Source organism: Streptomyces sp. NBC_01498 (assembly GCF_036327775.1).
GTDB lineage: Bacteria > Actinomycetota > Actinomycetes > Streptomycetales > Streptomycetaceae > Streptomyces.
Genome location: NZ_CP109598.1, coordinates 2,833,916 through 2,856,434, shown reverse-complemented (window position 1 = coordinate 2,856,434; position 22,519 = coordinate 2,833,916). Strand labels below are relative to the sequence as shown.

22 protein-coding genes are annotated in these 22,519 nt (G+C 71.5%); 13 read left to right on the top strand and 9 right to left on the bottom strand.

What is annotated here, in order from left to right; genetic code table 11:
• Positions 1-108: 108 nt before the first annotated feature.
• Positions 109-1,077, bottom strand: coding sequence for a M28 family metallopeptidase (locus OG875_RS11970; protein WP_330174199.1), 969 nt, complete (start codon positions 1,075-1,077; stop codon positions 109-111).
• Between the two features lie 139 nt (positions 1,078-1,216).
• Between OG875_RS11970 and OG875_RS11965 the strand changes: the two genes are divergently transcribed.
• The gene (locus OG875_RS11965; RefSeq protein WP_330174198.1) at positions 1,217-1,711 is read left to right on the top strand and encodes a protein-tyrosine phosphatase family protein; all 495 of its coding nucleotides are present in this window, start codon (positions 1,217-1,219) and stop codon (positions 1,709-1,711) included.
• A gap of 28 nt (positions 1,712-1,739) precedes the next feature.
• On the opposite strand, the gene OG875_RS11960 is transcribed toward OG875_RS11965, so the two are convergent.
• Complete coding sequence (locus tag OG875_RS11960) at positions 1,740-3,071, bottom strand: tetratricopeptide repeat protein (protein WP_330174197.1); 1,332 nt, start codon at positions 3,069-3,071, stop codon at positions 1,740-1,742.
• A gap of 116 nt (positions 3,072-3,187) precedes the next feature.
• Here OG875_RS11960 and OG875_RS11955 point away from each other — a divergent pair, with 116 nt between their 5' ends.
• From OG875_RS11955 to OG875_RS11940, 4 genes are all read left to right on the top strand, one after another.
• Positions 3,188-3,385: a hypothetical protein gene (locus OG875_RS11955; RefSeq protein ID WP_330174196.1), complete on the top strand. Its 198-nt coding sequence runs from the start codon at positions 3,188-3,190 to the stop codon at positions 3,383-3,385.
• Positions 3,382-3,537: a hypothetical protein gene (locus tag OG875_RS11950; RefSeq protein WP_330174195.1), complete on the top strand. Its 156-nt coding sequence runs from the start codon at positions 3,382-3,384 to the stop codon at positions 3,535-3,537. The genes OG875_RS11955 and OG875_RS11950 overlap by 4 nt, the downstream gene beginning before the upstream one ends.
• Before the next feature lie 65 nt (positions 3,538-3,602).
• Positions 3,603-3,791 carry a hypothetical protein gene (locus OG875_RS11945; protein ID WP_330174194.1) on the top strand — a complete coding sequence of 63 codons (189 nt, stop codon included), beginning with the start codon at positions 3,603-3,605 and terminating at the stop codon, positions 3,789-3,791.
• Between the two features lie 338 nt (positions 3,792-4,129).
• Positions 4,130-5,395, top strand: a complete 1,266-nt coding sequence (locus OG875_RS11940) for an acyltransferase family protein (RefSeq protein WP_330174193.1) — start codon at positions 4,130-4,132, stop codon at positions 5,393-5,395.
• A gap of 91 nt (positions 5,396-5,486) precedes the next feature.
• Here OG875_RS11940 and OG875_RS11935 read toward each other — a convergent pair whose 3' ends face one another.
• The 7 genes from OG875_RS11935 to OG875_RS11905 form a co-directional block, all read right to left on the bottom strand.
• Positions 5,487-5,984, bottom strand: coding sequence for a DUF1203 domain-containing protein (locus tag OG875_RS11935; RefSeq protein WP_330177713.1), 498 nt, complete (start codon positions 5,982-5,984; stop codon positions 5,487-5,489).
• 203 nt (positions 5,985-6,187) lie between these two features.
• Positions 6,188-7,153 (bottom strand): EamA family transporter RarD, encoded by a 966-nt coding sequence (gene rarD / locus OG875_RS11930; protein ID WP_330177712.1) that lies wholly within the window; start codon positions 7,151-7,153, stop codon positions 6,188-6,190.
• 235 nt (positions 7,154-7,388) lie between these two features.
• Positions 7,389-8,456 (bottom strand): 2-oxoacid:ferredoxin oxidoreductase subunit beta, encoded by a 1,068-nt coding sequence (locus OG875_RS11925; RefSeq protein ID WP_330174192.1) that lies wholly within the window; start codon positions 8,454-8,456, stop codon positions 7,389-7,391.
• The gene (locus tag OG875_RS11920; RefSeq protein WP_330174191.1) at positions 8,449-10,503 is read right to left on the bottom strand and encodes a 2-oxoacid:acceptor oxidoreductase subunit alpha; all 2,055 of its coding nucleotides are present in this window, start codon (positions 10,501-10,503) and stop codon (positions 8,449-8,451) included. The genes OG875_RS11925 and OG875_RS11920 overlap by 8 nt, the downstream gene beginning before the upstream one ends.
• A gap of 273 nt (positions 10,504-10,776) precedes the next feature.
• The gene (locus OG875_RS11915) at positions 10,777-11,448 is read right to left on the bottom strand and encodes a response regulator transcription factor (protein WP_330174190.1); all 672 of its coding nucleotides are present in this window, start codon (positions 11,446-11,448) and stop codon (positions 10,777-10,779) included.
• 348 nt (positions 11,449-11,796) lie between these two features.
• The gene (locus OG875_RS11910) at positions 11,797-13,113 is read right to left on the bottom strand and encodes a sensor histidine kinase (protein ID WP_330174189.1); all 1,317 of its coding nucleotides are present in this window, start codon (positions 13,111-13,113) and stop codon (positions 11,797-11,799) included.
• 543 nt (positions 13,114-13,656) lie between these two features.
• Positions 13,657-14,922, bottom strand: coding sequence for a sensor histidine kinase (locus tag OG875_RS11905; RefSeq protein ID WP_330174188.1), 1,266 nt, complete (start codon positions 14,920-14,922; stop codon positions 13,657-13,659).
• Positions 14,923-15,302: 380 nt separating this feature from the next.
• Between OG875_RS11905 and OG875_RS11900 the strand changes: the two genes are divergently transcribed.
• From OG875_RS11900 to OG875_RS11865, 8 genes are read left to right on the top strand one after another with little or no spacing between them, the layout of a single operon-like run.
• A complete protein-coding gene (locus OG875_RS11900; RefSeq protein ID WP_330174187.1) occupies positions 15,303-15,704 on the top strand; it encodes an NADH-quinone oxidoreductase subunit A in 402 nt (133 codons plus the stop codon).
• Entirely contained in the window at positions 15,695-16,333 is a 639-nt protein-coding gene (locus tag OG875_RS11895; RefSeq protein WP_330174186.1) for an NADH-quinone oxidoreductase subunit B, read from the top strand. The genes OG875_RS11900 and OG875_RS11895 overlap by 10 nt, the downstream gene beginning before the upstream one ends.
• Positions 16,333-17,889, top strand: coding sequence for an NADH-quinone oxidoreductase subunit C (locus OG875_RS11890; protein WP_330174185.1), 1,557 nt, complete (start codon positions 16,333-16,335; stop codon positions 17,887-17,889). The genes OG875_RS11895 and OG875_RS11890 overlap by 1 nt, the downstream gene beginning before the upstream one ends.
• The gene (locus OG875_RS11885; RefSeq protein ID WP_330174184.1) at positions 17,886-18,854 is read left to right on the top strand and encodes a complex I subunit 1/NuoH family protein; all 969 of its coding nucleotides are present in this window, start codon (positions 17,886-17,888) and stop codon (positions 18,852-18,854) included. The genes OG875_RS11890 and OG875_RS11885 overlap by 4 nt, the downstream gene beginning before the upstream one ends.
• Positions 18,855-19,505, top strand: a complete 651-nt coding sequence (locus OG875_RS11880; protein WP_330174183.1) for a NuoI/complex I 23 kDa subunit family protein — start codon at positions 18,855-18,857, stop codon at positions 19,503-19,505.
• Positions 19,502-20,125 carry an NADH-quinone oxidoreductase subunit J family protein gene (locus OG875_RS11875; RefSeq protein WP_330174182.1) on the top strand — a complete coding sequence of 208 codons (624 nt, stop codon included), beginning with the start codon at positions 19,502-19,504 and terminating at the stop codon, positions 20,123-20,125. The genes OG875_RS11880 and OG875_RS11875 overlap by 4 nt, the downstream gene beginning before the upstream one ends.
• Positions 20,125-20,514: an NADH-quinone oxidoreductase subunit NuoK gene (gene nuoK, locus OG875_RS11870; RefSeq protein WP_330174181.1), complete on the top strand. Its 390-nt coding sequence runs from the start codon at positions 20,125-20,127 to the stop codon at positions 20,512-20,514. Before OG875_RS11875 ends, nuoK begins: the two co-directional genes overlap by 1 nt.
• Complete coding sequence (locus tag OG875_RS11865) at positions 20,511-22,517, top strand: NADH-quinone oxidoreductase subunit 5 family protein (protein WP_330174180.1); 2,007 nt, start codon at positions 20,511-20,513, stop codon at positions 22,515-22,517. The genes nuoK and OG875_RS11865 overlap by 4 nt, the downstream gene beginning before the upstream one ends.
• Positions 22,518-22,519: the final 2 nt, after the last annotated feature.

Sequence of the window (22,519 nt, the reverse complement as noted above, 5' to 3'; positions counted from 1 at the left end):
GCCTGACGGTGCCGCTCGGGCGCTGCCCGGGTGCTGCTCAGATGTTGCTCGGGGTGCTGCCCGGGTGCTGCTCAGGTGCGCGGACGCTCACCTGCGGTCACCGGGTGGTCAGACGCCCAGCGCCCAGATCGCGTAGGCGGCGGCGTCGCTGTTGCGGTTCAGGGCGGTGTCGCTGATGTTCGCCGTCGTGTCGCACGACGAGTGGTAGCAGCGGTCGAACGCCTGGCCCGACGTGCCGCCCCACTTCTGGACCTGGGCAGTCGTCTTCGTACGCCCGGCGCCGGTGAACAGCCCGCCGACCGGTATGCCGACGTTCTTGAACGAGGCGTGGTCCGAACGGCCGTCGCCCTCGGTCTCGATCTCCGTCGGGACGCCGAGCCCGGCGAAGTACGTCTTGAAGGTCTGCTCGATCGTCGGGTCGTCGTCGTAGACGAAGTAGCCCGGGTTCGGCGAGCCGATCATGTCGAAGTTGAGATAGCCGTCGAACTTGGCGCGCTCGGCGGACGGCAGGCTGCTCACGTAGGCGCGCGAGCCGACCAGCCCCAGCTCCTCCGCGCCCCACCAGCCGAACCGCAGATGCTTTGTCGGCTGGAGCCCGGCTCTGGACACCGCGAGCGCGGTCTCCAGGACGGCGGCGGACCCCGACGCGTTGTCGTTGATCCCGGCGCCCGTCGTCACGGAGTCGAGGTGCGCCCCGGCCATCAGGATCTGGTTCGGGTCGCCGCCGGGCCAGTCGGCTATCAGGTTGTAGCCGGTGCGCCCGCCGGAGGTGAACTGCTGGACGGAGGTGGTGAACCCGGCCGCGTCCAGCTTGCCCTTCACATAGTTGACGGAGGCCAGATAGCCGGGGCGGCCGTGGGCCCGGTTGCCGCCGTTGGCGGCGGCTATCGAGGAGAACTGGGTGAGGTGCGCCTTGACGTTGGTGAGCGATATGTCGGGCGCGGCGAGGACCTTGGCGGGCGCGGGCGTGGGCGCCGTCGCGGCGGGCGCCGGGGCGCCGGCGGCGAACAGCCCGCCGATCGCGAGGGCACCGACGAGGACAGCACGTGCGGGAGCGGTGAGCGTGGCGAGCTTCATGTGGGGGCTCCTGATTCCGTACGGGGGACTGACGGAAGGTGTGCTTGACGCGTGCTGATGGTCGATGTGCGCCTGAGCCACCGTCAAGAGGCGAAATCCGGACACGCGTGTTCGAACTCCGGACACCTATGCTCCTGTCATGCGACCCACTCTGTTCACCGTCGCCCTGCCCGGCCCCGGCCGGCTCAGCACCATGGCCCGCCCCCGGGGCGGCGACTGGCTGGAGGACGAGATGCGCGCGCTGCGCACGGCGGGCGTGGACGTGCTGGTCTGCGCGCTGACCGATCCCGAACTGGCGGAACTGGACCTGACGGACGAGGAGTCGGCGGCGGAGTCGGCGGGGCTGCGCCACGTCTGGCTCCCCATCCCGGACCGTACGACTCCGGACCTGCCGATGGTCCTTCCCACCCTCCGCGCCCTGACGGCGGACCTCGCGTCGGGCGCCCACGTGGTCACCCACTGCCGCGCGGGCATAGGCCGCGCGTCACTCCTGGCAGCCGCACTCCTGATCCTGCGCGGCACGACGGAGGCGGAGGCGTGGTCGGCCCTGAAGGCCGCCCGCGGCCTGCTGGTCCCGGACACGGCGGAACAACGGGCATGGACCTCGGGGCTGGCGGGGCCGGACATGCCCTGAGCGATGGAAGGTCGGCGCGGTGGCGCCCCTACTTCGCGCTGAGTTCGCGCGAGCGTTCGTAGATCTGCCGGGCCAGTGGGTTGGACCGGTAGGGCGAGAGGAGCGAGGGAATTCTCCTCACCTGTCCGTCGATCCGACCCGAGTGAATCGCCGGGTACTCATCCAGAATGGTGTTCCACGTGGTGCACGCCGCCTCCAGGTGACCGATTTGAAGTTGCCTTTCGGCAAGCAGCGAACTGAAGATCAGCTTACTGCGCTGCCTGTCCGTGGAGTCCCGGAGGCGGAAGTGATCGTGCAGAGACTCCACGCTTCCCTTCGGGTCCCCCAAGGCATGTCGAACTTCCGCAGTGGCGTACGCCAAGGTTGCCGAGCTGAAACCACCGAACCTTCTTCCTTGGCTTTCCGCCTGATTCACGGCGCGTTCCGCCTCGCGCAGACTGTTCAACGCGTTCGTCTTCTCGCCTGCCAGGGCGTACGCGTGGGCCTGCTGTCCCGCCATGAAGGCGCGCATGCGGGCGCCGGAATCGGGTGAGGCTTCTGCGGCGGCGTTCGCGAGCCGTACCGCCGGTGCGCCGTGGCCGAGATTCGCGGCCTGCACCGACATGCCCCGCAGCACATGGCAATAGGTCATGCGATCGCCGCTGGCACCCGCGAGTTCCAGACTCTTTACGTAATACTCCTGCGCCCGACCGTGCGCTCCCTCGTCCACCGCCATCCATCCGGTCAGATAGCAGAGGAGGGAGGCAGCGGAGATCATCGATTTGCGAGTTTCGCTCGATGCCGTTGCCTTGAGATACGGGGCAACGGTATTCACCAGGAAGGCGGCAGCCATGGGGCGTGCGTAGCGTCCACCGAAGTCGTCGTCAAGGTCGGACAGACGGTCGGTCATGTCCTTTACCGACTGAATTTCAGCCTGCCCGACGCGCCGCTTGGGATCGGTCCTCATGGCATCCATGCGGCCGACCGCATCGGGCCAGCCCGGAATGGTGAGCGCCACCGAGAAAAGCCCCACGCCGAGTACGCCTCGGCGGGACGGGTCCATGTCCTGCCTTCCGAGGTCGACAAGCCCGTCCAGCGTGGGTGGTTGGGGCGTCGACCCCCTCCGGGGTGCGGGAAAGCCTGCCTCGCTGTGCGTGATGGGGCGGAGCAGTCTCCGGGCGAACGCCTCCAGGATGACCGGCCGCGCGCTCTCCTTGGGCAACTGGCCGTTCAACCACTGTGTGACTGACGGCTGTTGGTACTTGAGAGGGGTTCCCCGTTCGGTTCCGACGCGGTTGATCTCCTGGGCGAGCTGCCGCATCGTCCACCCGGTCTCGCGATACAGCCGCTCAAGTGCTGCGTTCGGCTCCAGTGCCCCCACGGTTCGCATCCCCTCACGGCGGTCTTATGGGTCTTATGGCTTCGCGCCCTGACAAGCGTAGCGCTGTGCGTAGTCGTCGCGTTGCCCAGAGCGACAGGACGAGTTGGAGGAGAGCGGTGACGGACGAAGCAAGCGCCCCCGGGCACGAGAACCCCTCGCCGGTGAGCGAGGTCGAGCTGTTGCACACCCTCGTCGAGGACGGCGGGTTCTGGCGGCTGGCCCCGTCCTGGGTGCCGCGTACCGGCTACGCGCCGCCAACCCCCGCCGTTCTCAGGAGAGTCGCGGCCGGTCTGCGCGGGGGGCTGGAGCGGTGACCGACGAGGACGAGGACGAGGACCGGGACCCGGCCACCCCCGTACCGGAGCGGCCCGAGGACGTGGACCGGCCGCAGTCCGCCACCATGGCGCGCCTGCGGGCGCTGGTCGCCGAGGTGAACCGGCGCGCGTCCGTTCGGTACCCCCGGTGAGACGGACCGTTCGGCAGGTTCCACCCGTAGAAGACAAGAGGCACGACATGACAGGTGCGAAGCCCATGACGAACGACCCTCGCGAGATTGTCCCCGGCACGGTCGGGGACGACGTACTGACCGTGCACCGTCTACGCGTTCTGGACCACCTCACCCGGCAGGCGGTCTGCGGGGCGGGTACTCCCGACGGCGAGACCGACGAGTGGCGGCGCGCCGTGAACTGCCCGGCGTGCCTTGCCGACGGCAGAGAATGAGGCTCGGGGCCTTCGGGCTCGAACGCCGCTCAACCGACCGCGAGCGAGACCCGCACCGCGTCAAGGATGGAGCGCGCGCCCTGTCCGGGCTCGGCGGGAACAGGCCGCCCTTCGCCCGACGGGCATCGCCCGGACTCCTCAACTCGGCAGCGGGAGACGGGAATCCGGATCGGCCTGACCGTGGTGTTCCGAGGTCGTTTCGCTGTGTGCGCACCGGTACGACGGGCAGCCGCCGCCTCGCAGGGCTGCCACTGAGCACGGCCGAGTCCGTTACGGGGGTGGCGCCCGGCGCCCGCCCTTCCCACACTGGTGCCGTACGGGCGACGGGGGGCACGGACATGGCGACGCGCGCGGAACCGGCGGGGGCACCGTTACCGGAGCGGCGGGCGGAGTTGGACGCGATCCGGATGCTGGTCGTGGTCGGGCTGGTGTTCTTCCACTCGGCGCTCGTGTTCGCAGCCGACGACGACTTCTACGTGAAGAACGCCGAGACCACCGAAGCCGTCATGATCATCGCCGGGTTCGGGGTCGTCTGGGCCATGCCGCTGCTGTTCCTCATCTCCGGTCTCGGTGCCTGGCATTCGCTTCAGCGTCGCGGCGCGGGCGGCTTCGCCGGCGAGCGGCTGCTGCGGCTCGGTGTTCCGCTGGTCTTCGCGACCCTCGCGCTGAACCCGCTGCCGCAGTGGCTGCGGCTGCGCTCGGCCGACGCCGGCTACCGCGAGTCGTACCTCGGCTTCCTGCCCCGCTTCTACGACGTGCGCCTGGAGCCCGGGGAGTTCCCCTTCGTCGTCCAGGGCGAGCACTTCGAGACCGGCCATCTCTGGTTCGTCGTGCTCCTCCTGGTGTTCTCCCTCATGCTGGTGCCGTTCCACCGGTGGTTGCCGCGCGAACGCGTCCGCCGCGTCGTCGGCCTGGTGGCGGAGGCGAGCCTGCACCGGCGGGGCGTCGTGTTCCTGCCGGCCCTCGCCTTCGCGGCGATCTGTGCGTTCGCGGGGCTGGAGGAGCAGTACGCGGGCTGGCACCGCTGGTCGTACCTGCTGTTCTTCGTCGCCGGCTTCGCGCTCGCCGGCGACGACCGCTTCCGCACCGTGATGCGGCGCGACGCCGGGATCGCGGCCCGGCTCGGCGCCCTGCTGTTCGTGGCGGCCGGACCCGGGTTCGCCCTGGCCGACGAGCCCTTCACGGAGATGACCGCCCTGGCCACGGCCTCACGGGCGCTGTTCGGCGCGGCCGGATGGTGTCTGGTGATCGCCATCCCGGGTCTCCTCGACCGTCGGCGCCCGGAGCAACCGCGTACGGACCCGGACCCGGACCCGGCCCCGACGAGGCGTCGGCGCCTGTACGGCTGTCTCGCCGCGGCCGTGCTGCCGCTGTACGTCCTGCACCAGCCGATCGTGGTCGCGGTCGCCTACTTCGTGACCGGCTGGTCCGCGCCGATCCTGGTCGAGTACGCCGTGCTCGTGGTGATCGCCCTCGTCCTCACCCTCACCGCGTACGACCTGCTGGTCCGCCGCACGCGGGCGACCCGCTTCCTGTTCGGGATGCGGCCCTGGAGGCGGTTCGAATCTGCTGGTCACAACCGCTCGTTGACAGGCGCTCGTTGACCGCCGCTACGAGGTCGGTCGCCCCGTGGCGGACCGCTCGCCGCATCGTCCGGTCGGTGTTCGTACGACCCGGCGGCCGGTTCCTCCCCTCTCAGGGCCGGTCGACCCGGAAGAGGTAGCAGCCGTATTCGACGTCTCGCACGTGGACCTGGGCGGTGTCCGGGTCGGCGAAGGCTCCCGTCAGGGCGTGGTCCAAGGCAGCGTCGGCGTCGTCGGGCAGCTCCACCAGGTGGCCGCCCAGGATGTGCCCCTCGCTGTCGTAGCGGCGGACGGTGCGCAGGACGCCGGGGCGGGCCCACGGGTAGCCGGTGCCGTCCGGGTCCGGTCCGCCGCAGTCCTCGGCGTGGACGAAGACCGGGCCCTGCTCGTCGTACGCCCCGGGCTCGGCGCCCGTCTCCGCCGCCCAGCGGCGCAGCGGGGCGTACGAGACGAGGGCGATGCGGTCGCCCACGGCGCTTCTGCGCAGGCAGCAGCGGAGCGGGGCGCCGCCTTCCTCGTCTACGTAGGGGCTCATCGGGCGCCCGGCGTCGTCGCGGACGCGGAGTTCCTTCAGGGCGCTGGGGGCGAGGGGCCGGGGCTGGTGGGTCATGGTCATGGCAGCCAGCGTGGCGCGTCGGGGCGCGAGGTGCTGGCGGAAATCCGACGGAAGGTTCCGGGCCGACCGCCCCGCGCGAACCGGGCCGACCCTGACCCCTCGTTCGGCTCCCCGGCTCCCCGGCTCGGCGGCGCGCGTTCCTCGCCGGGTGCCGGGTGCCGGGTGCCGGGTGCCGGACAGGCGCGTTCCGGGTGGACCTACTCGCCGCCCGCCGCCAGGCTCGTCCGTGCCGCGTCGGGTGACTGGGTGCGGATCGCCGCCTGGGCCTCCGCCTGAGCCAGTGCCTGTGCCTGGGACTCGGCCTCCGCCCGGCGCAGCGTCTCCGCCCGCGCCCGCGTACGGCGTGACGTCCGCAGCGCGTCCCACGTCAGGAGCGACAGGGCCAGCCACACCAGCCCGAAGCCCGCCCATCGTTCGGCGGGCATCGCCTCGTGGAAGTAGAGGATGCCGAGGAGGAACTGGGCGACCGGGGCCAGGTACTGGAGCAGGCCCAGGGTCGACAGTGGTACCCGTATCGCCGCCGCGCCGAAGCAGACCAGCGGGACGGCCGTCACGACACCCGTGGCCGCCAGCAGCGCGGCGTGGCCCGGTCCCGCCGCCCCGAACGTCAGCTCGCCCGAGATCCCGAGCCAGACCAGATAGCCGAGCGCGGGCAGGAACAGGACCACGGTCTCGGCGGCCAGGGACTCCAGGCCGCCGATGTTGACCTTCTTCTTCACCAGGCCGTACGTCGCGAACGAGAACGCCAGGGTCAGCGAGATCCAGGGCGGCTGCCCGTAGCCGATCGCCAGCACCAGAACGGCGGCCAGGCCGATGAAGACCGCCGCCCACTGGGCGGGCCGCAGCCGTTCCTTGAGGAGCAGGACGCCCATGGCGATGGTGACGAGCGGGTTGATGAAGTACCCGAGTGACGCCTCGACGACATGGCCGGTGTTCACCGACCAGATGTAGAGGCCCCAGTTGACGCTGATCACGGCGGCGGCGACCACCAGGAGGCCGAGCTTGCGCGGCTGGGCCAGCAGTTCCCGTACCCAGGCCCAGCGCCGTACCACCAGGAGCGCGATCACCACGACGGCCAGTGACCAGACCATCCGGTGGGCGAGGATCTCCACCGCGCCGGAGGGTTTCAGCAGGGGCCAGAACAGCGGGACCAGGCCCCACATGCCGTAGGCACCGATCCCGTACAGCAGCCCTGCCCGCTGTTCGCCGTCCGAGGTCACCGGCCCTCCCTCCCGTGTCGCATACATCTGTTCGATGAAGGTAACGCCGGACGGGCCGGGCTGTCATGTCCGTATCGGCATACGGTCATGACAGTCGGCGGCGGGGAAACGACAGGGCAACGACAGGGCCCGGACCTCGTACGGAGACGAGATCCGGGCCCGGAGTGTGACGGACGGATCAGCCCGCGACCGTCCATGTGTCGTTGCCCGCGAGCAGGCGGGACAGGTCGCCCTTGCCGTGCTGTTCGACGGCGGTGTCGAGCTGTTCGTTCATCAGCGTGTCGTACACCGGCCGCTGGACGCTCCGCAGCACACCGATCGGCGTGTGGTGGAGCGTGTCGGGATCGGCGAGACGGGAGAGGGCGAACGCCGTGGTGGGGCTGGCGGCGTGCGCGTCGTGCACCAGGATCCGGTGCTCGTTCTCCGGCGTCACCGTCACGACCACGAGGTCACCGGAGTCCGGGGCCCGTACGACACCCTTGGAGCCGTCGGCCCCGAAGCGGATCGGCGCCCCGTGCTCCAGGCGGATGACCGCCTCCTGGGCGCGCTCCTTGTCCTTGAGGGCCTCGAAGGCACCGTCGTTGAAGATGTTGCAGTTCTGGTAGATCTCCACCAGCGCCGTGCCCGGGTGGTCGGCGGCCTGGCGCAGCACGCTCGTGAGGTGCTTGCGGTCGGAGTCGACGGTGCGGGCGACGAAGGACGCCTCCGCGCCGATCGCCAGCGACACCGGGTTGAAGGGCGCGTCCAGCGAGCCCATCGGCGTCGACTTGGTGATCTTGCCGACCTCGGAGGTGGGCGAGTACTGGCCCTTCGTCAGTCCGTAGATCCGGTTGTTGAAGAGCAGGATCTTGAGGTTGACGTTGCGGCGCAGGGCGTGGATGAGGTGGTTGCCGCCGATGGACAGGGCGTCGCCGTCACCGGTGACGACCCAGACGGAGAGGTCACGGCGGGAGGTGGCGAGCCCGGTGGCGATGGCCGGCGCGCGTCCGTGGATGGAGTGCATGCCGTAGGTGTTCATGTAGTACGGGAAGCGGCTGGAGCAGCCGATCCCCGACACGAACACGATGTTCTCCTTGGCGAGGCCGAGGTCCGGCATGAAGCCCTGGACGGCGGCCAGCACCGCGTAGTCGCCGCAGCCGGGGCACCAGCGGACTTCCTGGTCGGACTTGAAGTCCTTCATCGTCTGCTTGGCCTCGGCCTTGGGCACGAGGGACAGCAGCTCGTTGACGTGGGCCGTGTCAGGCATCGATGGCCTCCTTGAGGGCGGTGGCGAGCTGTTCGGCCTTGAACGGCATGCCGTTGACCTGGTTGTAGGAGTGCGCGTCGATCAGGTACTTGGCCCGCAGCAGGGTGGCGAGCTGACCCAGGTTCATCTCCGGGACCACGACCTTGTCGTAGCGCTTCAGCACCTCGCCCAGATTGCGCGGGAAGGGGTTGAGGTGGCGCAGGTGCGCCTGCGCGATCGGGTGGCCGCCGGTGCGCAGACGGCGTACGGCGGCGGTGATGGGGCCGTACGTGGAACCCCACCCGAGCACCAGGGTCCGGGCGCCGTCGGGGTCGTCCACGACCAGGTCCGGCACCTCGATGCCGTCGATCTTGGCCTGGCGGGTGCGGACCATGAAGTCGTGGTTGGCCGGGTCGTAGGAGATGTTGCCGGTGCCGTCCTGCTTCTCGATGCCGCCGATGCGGTGTTCGAGGCCGGGGGTGCCGGGCACGGCCCAGGGACGGGCGAGCGTGTGGGGGTCGCGCTTGTACGGCCAGAACACGTCGGTGCCGTCGGCCAGGGTGTGGTTGGGGCCGGTCGCGAACTGGACGCCGAGGTCGGGGAGTTCGTCCGCCTCGGGGATGCGCCAGGGCTCGGAGCCGTTGGCGAGGTAGCCGTCGGAGAGGAGGAAGACCGGAGTGCGGTACGTGAGCGCGATCCGGGCGGCCTCCAGCGCGGCCTCGAAGCAGTCCGCCGGGGTGCGGGGGGCGACGACGGGGACGGGGGCCTCGCCGTTGCGGCCGTACATCGCCTGGAGCAGGTCGGCCTGCTCGGTCTTGGTCGGCAGGCCCGTCGAGGGCCCGCCGCGCTGGATGGCGACCACCAGGAGCGGCAGCTCCAGCGACACCGCCAGACCGATCGTCTCGGACTTCAGCGCCACACCGGGGCCGGAGGTCGTCGTCACGGCGAGCGACCCGCCGAACGCGGCGCCGAGCGCCGCGCCGATGGCGGCGATCTCGTCCTCGGCCTGGAAGGTGCGGACTCCGAAGTTCTTGTGCTTCGACAGCTCGTGGAGGATGTCGGAGGCCGGGGTGATCGGGTACGACCCCAGATACACCGGCAGATCCGCCTGCTGTCCGGCGGCGATCAGACCGTAGGACAGCGCCAGGTTGCCGGAGATGTTGCGGTACGTGCCGGTCGGGAACGCGGTGGTCGCGGGGGCCACCTCGTAGGAGACGGCGAAGTCCTCGGTCGTCTCGCCGAAGTTCCAGCCCGCCCGGAACGCCGCCACGTTGGCCTCGGCGATGTTCGGCTTCTTCGCGAACTTCGTCCGCAGGAACCGCTCGGTGCTCTCGGTCGGCCGGTGGTACATCCACGACAGCAGGCCCAGCGCGAACATGTTCTTCGACCGCTCGGCCTCCTTGCGGGAGAGCCCGAACTCCTTGAGCGCCTCGATCGTCAGCGTCGTCAGCGGGACGGGGTGGACCTGGTAGCCGTCCAGCGACCCGTCCTCCAGCGGCGAGGTCAGATAGCCGACCTTGGCCATCGGGCGCTTGGTGAACTCGTCCGTGTTGACGATGATCTCGGCGCCCCGCGGCACGTCCGCGATGTTCGCCTTCAGCGCGGCCGGGTTCATCGCCACCAGTACGTTCGGCGCGTCACCCGGGGTCAGGATGTCGTGGTCCGCGAAGTGCAGCTGGAACGAGGAGACACCCGGCAGGGTGCCGGCGGGCGCCCGGATCTCGGCCGGGAAGTTCGGCAGCGTCGACAGGTCGTTCCCGAACGACGCCGTCTCCGACGTGAACCGGTCACCCGTCAACTGCATGCCATCACCCGAGTCACCCGCGAAGCGGATGATCACCCGATCCAGACGACGGACCTCTTTGGCGCCGACCGTGCCGACAGCGCCGACAGCGCCGACAGCGCCGACCGTGCCCGGCGCACCGGACGTGCCGTTCGCGTCGGTCACGGCGTTCACGTCAGTCATGGTGGTCACGGCGGTCACGAGAAGCTGTTCGCCGACGACGGACTCATTCATGTCGTCAGCCTCGTCGGCCTGCTCGGCTGGGCTACTGACCTGGCTGGTCACTGAACTGGACCTCCCTCGAGGCGGCTGCTGGGGCGGGGCGGAGCGACCGGCACACCCAGGGGCCACCCTACGTCGGTAAGGGTCACCTTCCCTTGGCCGCTCGTATGATGGACGGCAATTCGAGATGCGTGCCTGTGGCAATTTGCCATGTTTTCTCCGCCCTCGGGCGCTCTGTGTTCATACCTGTCTGTACTGATGTGAACTCAGTCTTTTGGACTAGGACCCGTCGCGCGCCCCCCTCATGACCCCTGTGTGACGTGCCGTCGGACACCGTCAGGAGTTGAGGTACGTCAGCACGGCCAGCACCCGCCGGTGATCTCCGTCACTCGGCGACAGGCCCAGCTTCTGGAAGATGTTGCTGACGTGCTTCTCCACGGCGCCGTCGCTCACCACGAGCTGCCGGGCGATCGCCGAGTTCGTCCGGCCCTCCGCCATCAGGCCCAGCACCTCGCGCTCCCGGGGGGTCAGCCCGACCAGCACGTCCTGCTTACGGCTCCGGCCGAGCAGCTGCGCCACCACCTCGGGGTCCAGCGCCGTACCGCCCCGGGCCACCCGGACGACCGCGTCCACGAACTCCCGGACCTCCGCCACCCGGTCCTTCAGCAGATAGCCGACACCCCGGCTGCTGCCCGCGAGCAGCTCGGTCGCGTACCGCTCCTCCACGTACTGGGACAGCACCAGCACCCCGACCTCCGGGTGGTCCTTGCGCAGCTGGACGGCGGCCCGGACCCCCTCGTCGGTGTGGGTCGGCGGCATCCGTACGTCCGCCACCACGACGTCGGGCGCGGCGCCCTCGCGGGCCAGGTCGCCGACGGTCTTCACCAGCGCCTCGCCGTCCCCGACACCGGCGACGACGTCGTGCCCCAGATCGGTCAGCAGCCGGGTCAGGCCCTCCCTCAGGAGCACCGAGTCCTCGGCGATGACCACTCGTACCCTGTCCTCCACGACCGTGTCGCCCCCATGTCGATCTGCGTCCGCGCTCCGCGTCCGGCCTGCGGTACCAGCATCTCAGTATGCGTACCGTCGTGGGGCCGTCGGCCGGGAAATGATCGGGGAGGCGGACGCTTTCGGAGCGCCGCGGGAGGCGCGCGGGCGACGTACGCGAGCCACGCGCACGAGCCACGCGCACGAGCCACGTACGCGATCCGGCGCACCGGACTGGGGCCGGTGCGCCGTGCTTCACGGGGCGGGTGCGGCCGGTGCCGGGGCGGGTGCGGGGCTGCGGGGGTCGGTGCGGGTCTGCCGGGGTCGGTGTGGGGCCGCGGGGGCACCTCCGGCCCGGCGGCCCCGCCGTCACCTGCGCCAGGGCAGCTCCGCCGTCACCGTCGTGGGGCCGCCGGCCGGGGAGTCTACGACCAGGACCCCGTCGACCGCGTCGAGCCGCTCCGCGAGACCGGCCAGACCGCTGCCCGAGCTGGTGGAGGCACCGCCCCGGCCGTCGTCGGTGACCTGGAGCAGCAGCCGGTCCTGGGTCCGCCACACCTCCACCGAGGCGCGGGAGGCGCGGGCGTGCTTGCTGACGTTCTGGAGGAGTTCCGAGACGGTGAAGTACGCGATGCCCTCGATGGCCGCCGCCGGGCGCGCGGGAAGCTCGACGTCCACCGTGACCGGCACGGTGCAGCGGGAGGCGACGGACGACAGGGCGGCGTCCAGGCCCCGGTCGGTGAGGACGGCCGGGTGGATGCCCCGTGCCAGGTCGCGCAGCTCCTGGAGCGCGACCTTCACCTCGCCGTGCGCCTCATCTACCATCCGCGCCGCCGCCTCCGGGTCCTCCAGCAGCTTCTCCTTCGCCAGCCCCAGATCCATGGCCAGGGCGACCAGCCGGGCCTGCGCGCCGTCGTGCAGATCGCGTTCGATCCGGCGCAGATCGGCGGCGGCCGTGTCGACCACGACCCCCCGGTCCGACTCCAGCTCCGAGACGCGCGTCGCCAGCCGGGACGGGCCGAGCAGCCCGGCGACCATCAGCCGGTCCACACAGGTCAGCGCCCGGACCAGCCACGGCGAGACGAGGACGAGGCCGAGCCCCGTGGCACTGGTCACGACGACCTCGAACGGGGTGTCCACGTAGAACTCCCGGGACCCGTCGCTGAAGATCGTGATCCCGTCCTGGTTCAGATACTCCGGGAAGACCCACTGCCACAGCGGATAGAGGAAGAGGCTCCAGCTGGTGACCACGAAGGTCACCGAGGTCACGAAGGAGAACAGCGCCCACGGCAGGTGGAGAAAGCCGTAGAGCAGATGCCGCCAGGACACCCCGCTCTTGAGGACCGCGCCGACCCAGGACATCACTCCGGCCTTCTCCCCCCGCACCGGCAGCGGGCTCGCGACGTCCAGATCCAGCAGGGCCCGCGCCCTCGCGCGCTCGACGGAGCCGAGCCCCCGGCAGCCGAGCAGGGCGCCGGCCAGGAGCGGGATGCCGAGGAAGGTGACGAGGAGCCCCGCGCTGAGCGAGACGGTCGTCACGACATAGGTGAAGAAGAGGATGCCCATCGGGAGGCTGAGGAGGAGATAGACGAACTCCTTCCACATGCGGCCCGCGAACGGGGCGCGCAGCGCCGTGGGGAGGGTGTGGCGCCCTGGCTCTGTCCGTACGCCGTACTCCGTGGCCATCGTGTCGTCCGTTCTGCCGTTCCGGGGGCGGGTGGTCGTTCTTCCTGTCCTGTCCCTGTCCATGCTGGCCGGTGGGCCGCGCCCGGACCATGAGGCCGGTATCCGTCTTCGCCCTGGGGTTTTCCCCACCCCGGTGGTGCGGTTTCGCGGTGGTCGGGGGGTTCGGTGGGTGTGGCCGAGCGGTTCGTACGGGGCGCCGGGCGGGGGCACCGTACGGGGCGAGGCGTCGGGCGCGGTTTCGGGCGGGGTTTCGGGTGGGGTTCGTGAGCGGGCGCACGCGGGACTCGTATGCCGTCGCACACCTCCGTACGCGGTCGTACGGGGTTGTACGCGGGTCGTGCCCGCGCGTACGGGGTCGTACGCGGGCGCATGCGGCCCTGCGCGCGGTCGCGCCCTGCCGGTACGCGCCCGAGCCCCGTTACGCGCGGTCCGGCCTCGTGGTCCTGGCCGCGTCGGTCATCGGCCTGAGCCCCGTACGCGCGCGGTACAGGTTCGCGCAGGCGGCGGCGCGCCGGTTCGACTCCGCTGGCCCCGTACGCGCGATCAGGCCCCTTCGGGCTTGTACTCGTGCCCGTGCCCGTGCGAGCGCCCCTGCGGGTGTCCGTGCTCGCGTTCACGTTCACGTTCGCGCCACGGCAGTTCGGCCGTGACGACCGTCGGACCGCCCTCCGGCGAGTCCAGTACGAACAGCCCGTCCACCGCCCCCAGCCGCTCGGCCAGCCCGGCCATCCCCGTCCCCCCGTCCAGCCGCGCGCCCCCGCGCCCGTCGTCGGTGACCTGGATCAGCAGCCGCTCCTTCGCCCGCCACACCTCGACGCCCGCCGTACGCGCCCCGCTGTGCTTGCTGACGTTCTGGAGCAGCTCGGAGACCGTGAAGTACGCGATGCCCTCGATGGCCGCCGCCGGGCGCGCGGGAAGCTCGACGTCCACCGTGACCGGCACGGTGCAGCGGGAGGCGACGGACGACAGGGCGGCGTCCAGGCCCCGGTCGGTGAGGACGGCCGGGTGGATGCCCCGCGCCAGGTCACGCAGCTCCTGGAGGGCCAGCTTCACCTCGCCGTGCGCCTCGTCGACCATGGTCGCCGCCGCCTCCGGGTCGTTCAGCAGCTTCTCCTTCGCGAGGCCGAGCCCCATGGCCAGGGCGACCAGCCGGGCCTGCGCCCCGTCGTGCAGATCGCGTTCGATCCGGCGCAGATCGGCGGCGGCCGTGTCCACGACCACGCCCCGGTCCGACTCCAGCTCCGCGATCCGGCTCTCCAGCTCGTCGGACGGCGACAGCAGCGCGCGCACCAGCGCCCGGTCTACGTTGGTCAGCCCGCGCGCGACGTACGGCAGCACCGGCCACAGCACGAACAGGCCCACCAGCGCGATCGTGAACGTCAGGATCCCCCAGGGCAGCCGGATGAACTCGTACAGCAGCGCCCGCCAGGCCACCGGGTCCGTCAGCCCCGTCCACAACCAGGCGAAGAACCCCTCCGAGTCGCGCTCCCGCCGCCGGCGCGGACCCCGGCCCCGCAGCGGGCTCGGCTCGTCGATCCGGACCCCCAGCAGGGCGCGCGCCCGCGCCCGTTCGGCCTTGCCGAGCAGCCGCGCCCCGGCCAGACCCACGGCCAGCCAGGGCAGCCCGATCACCGTGACGGAGAGGAGCGCCCCGGTCGGTACGACGAACATGACGTAGCAGAAGCCGGCCAGCGCGACCGGCAGATTGGCCAGGAGATGCGCGATCTCCTTCCAGGTGTGCCGGTCGAAGGCGAGGCGGACCGGCGGCAGGGGCCGGTCGTCGTCGGGGAGGAGATCACGGGCGGTCATGCCGACCAAGCCTGCCCGGCCGAGGAGGACGGCGCCATGGGGTGGCTGGGAGAGCCGGGGTGGGGATAACCCCCGCTTCCCGGCAAGCCTCCCGCGAACCCTCCCCCGAACCCGCCCGGAAACGGCTTCACCGCTGGTCGCGGCGTCATGTCATGTCCCCGTTCATGACCCCGTCGTGACTGAAGTGCGACCGACTGCTTACGGTCCCTTTAGCAGGGCCTAGACTCCCGTCCGTACAGATCACGGACGAGGATCCGAGGATCCGACGGACGAGGATCGACGGACCGGGACACACGGACCGGGACGCACGGACCAGGATTCTCGGACCGGGTATTCACGGACCGGGATGCGGCAACAGCGATCGGCGGAACGAGGGGCGGGTGACGGACGTGCCGGAACCGACCGTTCTCGCGTCGGAGTACTTCCAGAGCTATTCGGTGGTGGGGCTGCTCGCGGCCGTCGGCGTGCTCTTCGTCGCCGTGGCCTTCGGGGCGGGCCGGCTGCTGCGGCCGGTGGTACCGACGCCGGAGAAACTTCTCACCTACGAGTGCGGTGTCGACCCGGTCGGCGACGGCTGGGCGCACACCCAGGTCCGGTACTACGTCTACGCGTTCCTGTACGTCATCTTCGCCGTCGACTCGATCTTCCTCTTCCCCTGGGCGACGGTCTTCGCGGCTCCCGGATACGGCGCGACGACGCTGGTCGAGATGTTCATCTTCCTCGGCTTCCTGGCCGTGGGACTGCTCTACGCATGGAAGAAGGGCGTCCTGGAATGGACGTGACCCCCACGGATTCCCCCGCCGCCGGTCCCGGCCCGGTCCCGGCCGCCGCGCCGGTCGACCTGCCGGCCCCGCAACGCCTCGGCGTACTCTCCCGGTTGGCGCCCCAGCCGATGAAGGTCGTCCTCAACTGGGGCCGCCGCTACAGCCTCTGGGTCTTCAACTTCGGACTCGCCTGCTGCGCCATCGAGTTCATCGCCGCGTCGATGGCCCGGCACGACTTCATCCGGCTCGGTGTCATCCCCCTCGCGCCGGGCCCGCGCCAGGCGGACCTGATGGTCGTCTCCGGCACGGTCACCGACAAGATGGCCCCGGCAATCAAACGGCTCTACGAGCAGATGCCCGAGCCCAAGTACGTCATCTCCTTCGGCGCCTGCTCCAACTGCGGTGGCCCGTACTGGGACTCGTACTCCGTCACGAAGGGCGTCGACCAGATCATCCCGGTCGACGTCTACGTACCGGGCTGCCCGCCCCGCCCCGAAGCCCTGCTCCAGGGCATCCTCAAGCTCCAGGAGAAGATCTCGCGCGAGTCGCTGGGGGAGCGTTACGGCTCCGGGGGCCACCGGCCCGGTCCGGGCGCCCTGCGCAGCGGACTGGTCACGGCCCCGCCGACACCGGGAGAGACGACCTGATGACGGACGGCACCGCCGCCCCGGACGCGTACGACAGCCTTCCGGACGGCGTCACCGCACTCTTCGGCGCGGACGCCACGGCGGAACGCGCGTACGACCTCCTGACGGTCGACGTCCCCGCCGCCTCCTGGCTCACCGCGCTCGAAACGGCCCGGTCCGCGCTGGGATGCGGCTACTTCGACTGGCTGAGCGCCGTCGACGAACCGGGCACCGGCTTCCGCGTCGCCGCGCACGTCGTCTCGGTCGCACCCGGCTCCGTACGGCGCCTGCTGGTACGGACGACCGTCCCGCACGAGGCCCCCGAACTGCCCACGGCGCTCGGGATCTACGCGGGCGCGGGCTGGCACGAGCGCGAGACGCACGAGATGTTCGGCGTCACCTTCACCGACCACCCCAACCTGGTGCCCCTGTTGCTCCCCGAGAACTTCGAAGGCCACCCGCTGCGCAAGGACTTCGTCCTCGCGGCCCGGGTCGCCAAGGCGTGGCCGGGCGCGAAGGAACCGGGGGAGTCCGCGCCGGGGCACACGGGCCCCAAGCGCCGCCAGATGCTGCCGCCGGGCGTCCCGGACCCGAACGAGTGGGGCCCGCTCAAGGGCCAGCTCCCGCCGGCGCCGGCCCGTACCCCGCGCGCCGCCGGGGAGCGCCCGGCCCGTACGCCGGGTGCCGCCGGTGACCGCCCGACCCGGACCGCGCGCACGGCGGGCGCCACGGGCGAGCGCCCGCCGCGCCGCAACCGCAGCGTGTCGGACGGCTCCGCGACCCAGCAGCCCCCGCCCCCCACCCCTCCCTCGACCGACGCCCCGTGGCACGACCCCCGCCCCGCCTTCGACCCCCCGAATCCGACACCGCAGCCTGATCCGGAGTCCGGGCGGAAGGCCGGGCCCGACTCGGTGCCGGGTCCCGCCGGGACGCCGGACAGTGCGCCGGGCAACCAGCCGGATTCGGCGCCCGACTCCGCCCCCGGCCTCGCATCGGGTGCGACGCCTGGCACCGCCCCTGATGCTTTGCCGGAAGCCAACTCCGGTCCCGAGCCGGACGCCGGTCCCGCCGCGTCGGGGTTGGCGCCAGGCGCCGCACCCGATGCGAGGCCCGGCTCCGGTACCGGCCGTACGCCGGACGCGACGCCCGGATCGGGCGGTCCCACGCCGGATGCCGGTTCGGAGCCGGGTTCCGGCTCCGGTACCGCGCCGGGCAGCGGTCCCGAGCCGGGCCCCGTCGCGGGCGACGGCTCCGAGCCAGGCACGGTCTCCGGTCCCTCGCCCGCCAACAAGCCGGGTGCCGAGACCGGTTCAGCTCCTCGAACCGACGGGGGCGCGGTGCCCGGCACCGAATCCGGTCCCGCGACCGCGCCCGGCGAGGCGCCGAGCGGTACGGACGTCGGTCCGGAAGCGGACCGGGAGTCCGGCACCGGGCCCGACGCCGCGCCCACGCGCGAGCGGGCTCCCGGCCGGGAACCCGCCGCGGACGAGCGCCCCGCGCCGGACGCGGACCCGCGCCCCCGTACCGACGGCCCCGGTGCCGATGACGATGACGACCGACCCGGAGGAGACGCGTGAACGACGTGCTCGACGTCGCCGTTCGGCTGGCCGTCGTCTTCGCCGCCTTTCTCGTTCTTCCGCTCGTCGTCGGGCAGACCGAGCACAAGGTCATGGCCCACATGCAGGGCCGGCTCGGGCCCATGTACGTCGGCGGCTTCCACGGGTGGGCCCAACTCGTCGCCGACGGTGTGAAGTTCGCGCAGAAGGAGGACATCGTCCCGGCCGACGCCGACCGGCGGGTCTTCCAACTCGCCCCCGCCGTCGCGCTGCTGCCCTACCTCCTCGTACTCGTCGCGATCCCCGTCGGCCCCCAGGAGGGCGCGGTCGGCGAGATCGTCGACGCGGGGATCTTCTTCGTCCTCGCCGTGATGGGCATCGGCGTGCTGGGCTCGCTGATGGCCGGCTGGGCGTCGGCCAACAAGTTCTCGCTGCTCGGCGGTCTGCGTACGGCCGCCCAACTGCTCGCGTACGAACTGCCCATGCTCCTGACCGCCGCCTCCGTCGCGATGGCGGCGGGCACGGTCTCGCTGCCGGGGATCCTCGACGCCTTCGAGTGGTGGTGGGTGCCCTGGCAGATCGTCGGCGCGCTCGTCTTCTTCGTCGCCGGACTCGCCGAACTCCAGCGCCCGCCCTTCGACATGCCGGTCGCCGACTCCGAGATCATCTTCGGCGCGTACACCGAGTACACGGGACTGCGGTTCGCGCTGTTCCTGCTCGCCGAGTACGCGGGCATCGTCGTGCTGTGCGGACTGACCACCGTCCTGTTCCTCGGCGGCTGGCACGGCCCGTTCGGCGGTGACGAACTCGGCTGGCTCTGGACCCTCGTCAAGACGCTCCTCCTCGCCTTCGTCGTCATCTGGCTGCGTGTCAGCTATCCCCGGCTGCGCGAGGACCAGCTCCAGAAGCTCGCGTGGACCGTCCTCATCCCGCTCGCCCTCGCCCAGATCGCCCTCACCGGCATCGTCAAGGTGGTGATCCAGTAAGTGCCTCCGATCCCCGGTAGCGGCCTGGCCAAGGGGCTGGCCGTCACCCTTCGTACGATGACGCGCAGGTCCGTCACCGCCCAGTACCCGGACACCCAGCCCGAACTCCCGCCCCGCAGCCGGGGCGTGATCGGACTGTTCGAGGAGAACTGCACGGTCTGCATGCTCTGCGCCCGTGAGTGCCCCGACTGGTGCATCTACATCGACTCCCACAAGGAGACGCTGCCCGCCGCCGCCCCCGGCGGCCGTGAGCGCAGCCGTAACGTCCTCGACCGGTTCGCCATCGACTTCTCGCTCTGCATGTACTGCGGTATCTGCATCGAGGTCTGTCCGTTCGACGCGCTGTTCTGGTCACCGGAGTTCGAGTACGCCGAGACGGACATCCTCGAACTCACCCACGAGCGCGACCGGCTCCGCGAGTGGATGTGGACCGTGCCGGCCCCGCCCGCCCTCGACCCGGGCGCCGAGGAGCCGAAGGAGATCGCCGCCGCCCGCAAGACGGCCGACAAACTGGCCGCGGCGGCGGCCGTCACCGCAGCGGCGGAGGCCGCGCGAGCGGCGGAAGCCCTGGGGGCCGTACCGCCCGAAACCCCCGCGCGCCCCGCGCCCTCCACGCCCCCCGCGTCACCCGAACGGGAGGACGGCGAGTGACCCCCCTCGCGGCCGACCCCGGCTTCCTCTCCCCGACCGGCGTCGAAATCGCCTTCCTCCTCGTCGGCCTCGTCACCCTCGGCGCCGCCGTCATCACCGTCACCACCCGGCAACTGGTCCACGCCGCGCTCTGGCTCGTCGTCGCACTCGGCGGCCTGGCCGTCGAATACCTGCTGCTGACCGCCGAGTTCATCGCCTGGGTGCAGGTCCTGATCTACGTCGGCTCCGTCGTCGTCCTCCTCCTCTTCGGGCTGATGCTCACCAAGGCCCCCATCGGCCACTCCCCGGACGCCGACTCCGAACACCGGTGGATCGCGCTCGCCGTGGCACTCACCGCCGCCGTCGCCCTGGTGTGGGTGGTCGTCGACGCGTTCCGTACGACCTGGATCGACCTCGACGGCCCCGCCCAGGGATCCACCGAGGTCTCCGGCCAGTTCCTCTTCCGGCACTGGGTCCTGCCCTTCGAAGCGCTCTCCGTCCTGCTGCTCGCCGCGCTCATCGGCGCCATCGTCCTCTCCCGCAAGAACGACGCCGCGCGCACACCCACCGCCGCCCGTCACAACGACGCCCCCCGCACGCCCGGCGGCACCCGCGGCCCGCGCGGCAAGGAGCAGCGCTGATGCATCTCGCCTATCCCGCCGTCCTGGCGGCGCTGCTGTTCTGCACCGGCCTGTACGGGGTCCTCGCCCGCCGCAACGCGATCCTCGTCCTGATGTCCGTCGAGCTGATGCTCAACGCCGTCAACCTCAACCTCGTCGCCTTCGACGTCTGGCTGCGCGACACCCTGCACGCCGGGCAGGCCCTCACCCTCTTCGTGATCGCCGTCGCCGCCGCCGAGATCGGCATCGGCCTGGCGATCGTCCTGATGGTGTACCGCAACCGGGGCACCTCGGACATCGACCGGCTCCGCGACAGCGTCGAGAACGACGCCACCGACGAGGCCGCCGTCGCAGCGGTCGCCGCCGCCGAGGCCGACGTCCGGGCACAGAAGGCTGAGGCCACCGCGTGACCACGACCACCCTCGCCATCCTCGTCCCGCTGCTGCCGTTCCTCGGCGCGGTCGCCGGACTGCTCCTCGGCCGCACGGCCCCCGGATTCGTCCGGCCGCTCGCCGTACTGCCACCCCTCGCCTCCGCCGTACTCGCCGTACTCGTCGCCGTGGGCCTCGACGGCGGGGCCGACGGCCCCCGTTCCCCGGTCGACGCCGCCACCCGGCTCACCCCCACCGGCTCCGTGCCGATCGACCTCGCCCTGCACATCGACGGCTTCGCCGCCCTCGTCGCGATCCTCGTCGGCGTCGTCGCGACCTGCGTGCAGATCTATTCGACGGGCTATCTGCGGGACGACCCGCGCTACCCCTCGTACGCCGCGCTCGTCTCCCTCTTCACCTCCGCGATGCTGCTCGTCGTCTACTCCGGCGACCTGATGGTGCTCCTGGTCGGCTGGGAGATCATGGGCATCTGCTCGTACTTCCTCGTCGGGCACTACTGGGAGACACCCGAGGCGCGCGCCGCCTCACTGAAGGCGTTCCTCGTCACCAAACTCGGCGATGTCCCCTTCCTGCTCGGCCTGTTCGCGCTCGCCGTCGACACCGGCACGTTCCGGATCACCGGCGTCCTGCGGTCCGTCGCCGACCACGGGCTCGACCACCCCACCCTGATCGCGCTGCTGCTGATCGCCGGAGTCGCGGGCAAGTCGGCCCAGTTCCCGCTGCACACCTGGCTGCCCGACGCGATGGCCGGCCCCACCCCCGTCTCCGCGCTGATCCACGCCGCGACGATGGTCGCCGCCGGTGTCTACTTCGTGGCCCGTCTCCTCCCCGTCTTCGCCGCCTCCTCGGCGGCCCTCGTCGTCCTCGCCGTGCTGGCCGCGATCACCATGGTCGGCTCCGGGCTCGCCGCCCTCGCGCAGGACGACATCAAACGCGTCCTCGCCTACTCGACCATCGGCCAACTCGGCTACATGACCGGCGCGCTGGCCGTCGGCGACCGGGGCGCGGCCGTCTTCCACCTCATCGCGCACGGTGCCTTCAAGGCGCTCCTCTTCCTCGGCGCCGGCGTGATCATCCACGCCGCCGGCACCAACTCGCTCGCCGCCATGTCCCGCATGGGCGGCCTCACCAAGCGCGTCCCCGACGCCTACTGGACGATGACGATCGCGCTGCTCGCGCTCGCCGCCATCCCGCCCTTCGCCGGCTTCTTCTCCAAGGAAGCCGTCCTCGTCGCCGCCGAACACACCGCGCTCGGCTCCTCCGGCACCGCCCCGGCCGCCGCGGGCTGGACCGTCCTCGTGGCCGGTCTGCTCACCGCCCTCCTCACCGCCGCCTACGCGACGCGCCTGTGGCTCCTCGCCTTCCGGGGCCGCGGCGCCGAGGCGGCCGACCACGGCAGGCAGCCGCTGTCGATGAACACCGTCCTGTGGGTGCTCGCCGTCCCCTCCCTCACCTTCGGCCTCACCGTCGGCGTCATCGCCCCCTGGCTGGACGCCGACAGCCTCGCCCCGACCGTCACCACCGCCGTCCTCGGCACGGGCGTCGCCCTCGTCGGCGCGCTGGTCACCTACGGGGCCTGGACCCACACCACGGCCCTGGCCGCCCGCACCCCGCTGGGCGCCGTCGCCGCGCACCCCGACGCCGAACCCGCCCTCACCGAGGCCGAGGCCATCACCAGCCACACCCCCGCCTACGGCGACATCGCCTCGGCCCCCGACCCCGCCGACCCCGGCCGGCTCCTGCTCGGCCGGCTCCACCCGCACGCCGCCGCCGGCTTCCACCTGGACGCCGTCTACCGCGTCCTGTTCCAACGCCCGGTCCAGGGCGCGGCCTCGCTGGTCCGCTTCCTCGACCGCGAGGTCGTCGACACCTACGTACGCGGTGCGGGCACCGGCACCCGCTGGCTCGGCACCGCCGTACGCGCCGCCCAGACCGGCAACGTGCAGACCTACCTGGGCGCCCTGCTCGCCGGATCGGTCGTCCTGGCGATCGCCGCCGTCCTCGTCGCCGCCGGAGCGTGAGC

Excerpts from the sequence above, each read along its gene's own strand:
- OG875_RS11940 (WP_330174193.1), top strand. The coding sequence starts at position 4,130 with ATGGCGACGCGCGCGGAACCGGCGGGGGCACCGTTACCGGAGCGGCGG.
- nuoK (WP_330174181.1), top strand. The coding sequence starts at position 20,125 with ATGCATCTCGCCTATCCCGCCGTCCTGGCGGCGCTGCTGTTCTGCACC.
- rarD (WP_330177712.1), bottom strand. The coding sequence starts at position 7,153 with ATGTGGGGCCTGGTCCCGCTGTTCTGGCCCCTGCTGAAACCCTCCGGC.
- OG875_RS11905 (WP_330174188.1), bottom strand. The coding sequence starts at position 14,922 with ATGACCGCCCGTGATCTCCTCCCCGACGACGACCGGCCCCTGCCGCCG.
- OG875_RS11925 (WP_330174192.1), bottom strand. The coding sequence starts at position 8,456 with ATGCCTGACACGGCCCACGTCAACGAGCTGCTGTCCCTCGTGCCCAAG.
- OG875_RS11890 (WP_330174185.1), top strand. The coding sequence starts at position 16,333 with ATGACGGACGGCACCGCCGCCCCGGACGCGTACGACAGCCTTCCGGAC.
- OG875_RS11970 (WP_330174199.1), bottom strand. The coding sequence starts at position 1,077 with ATGAAGCTCGCCACGCTCACCGCTCCCGCACGTGCTGTCCTCGTCGGT.
- OG875_RS11910 (WP_330174189.1), bottom strand. The coding sequence starts at position 13,113 with ATGGCCACGGAGTACGGCGTACGGACAGAGCCAGGGCGCCACACCCTC.
- OG875_RS11935 (WP_330177713.1), bottom strand. The coding sequence starts at position 5,984 with ATGACCCACCAGCCCCGGCCCCTCGCCCCCAGCGCCCTGAAGGAACTC.
- OG875_RS11965 (WP_330174198.1), top strand. The coding sequence starts at position 1,217 with ATGCGACCCACTCTGTTCACCGTCGCCCTGCCCGGCCCCGGCCGGCTC.
- OG875_RS11895 (WP_330174186.1), top strand. The coding sequence starts at position 15,695 with ATGGACGTGACCCCCACGGATTCCCCCGCCGCCGGTCCCGGCCCGGTC.
- OG875_RS11945 (WP_330174194.1), top strand. The coding sequence starts at position 3,603 with ATGACGAACGACCCTCGCGAGATTGTCCCCGGCACGGTCGGGGACGAC.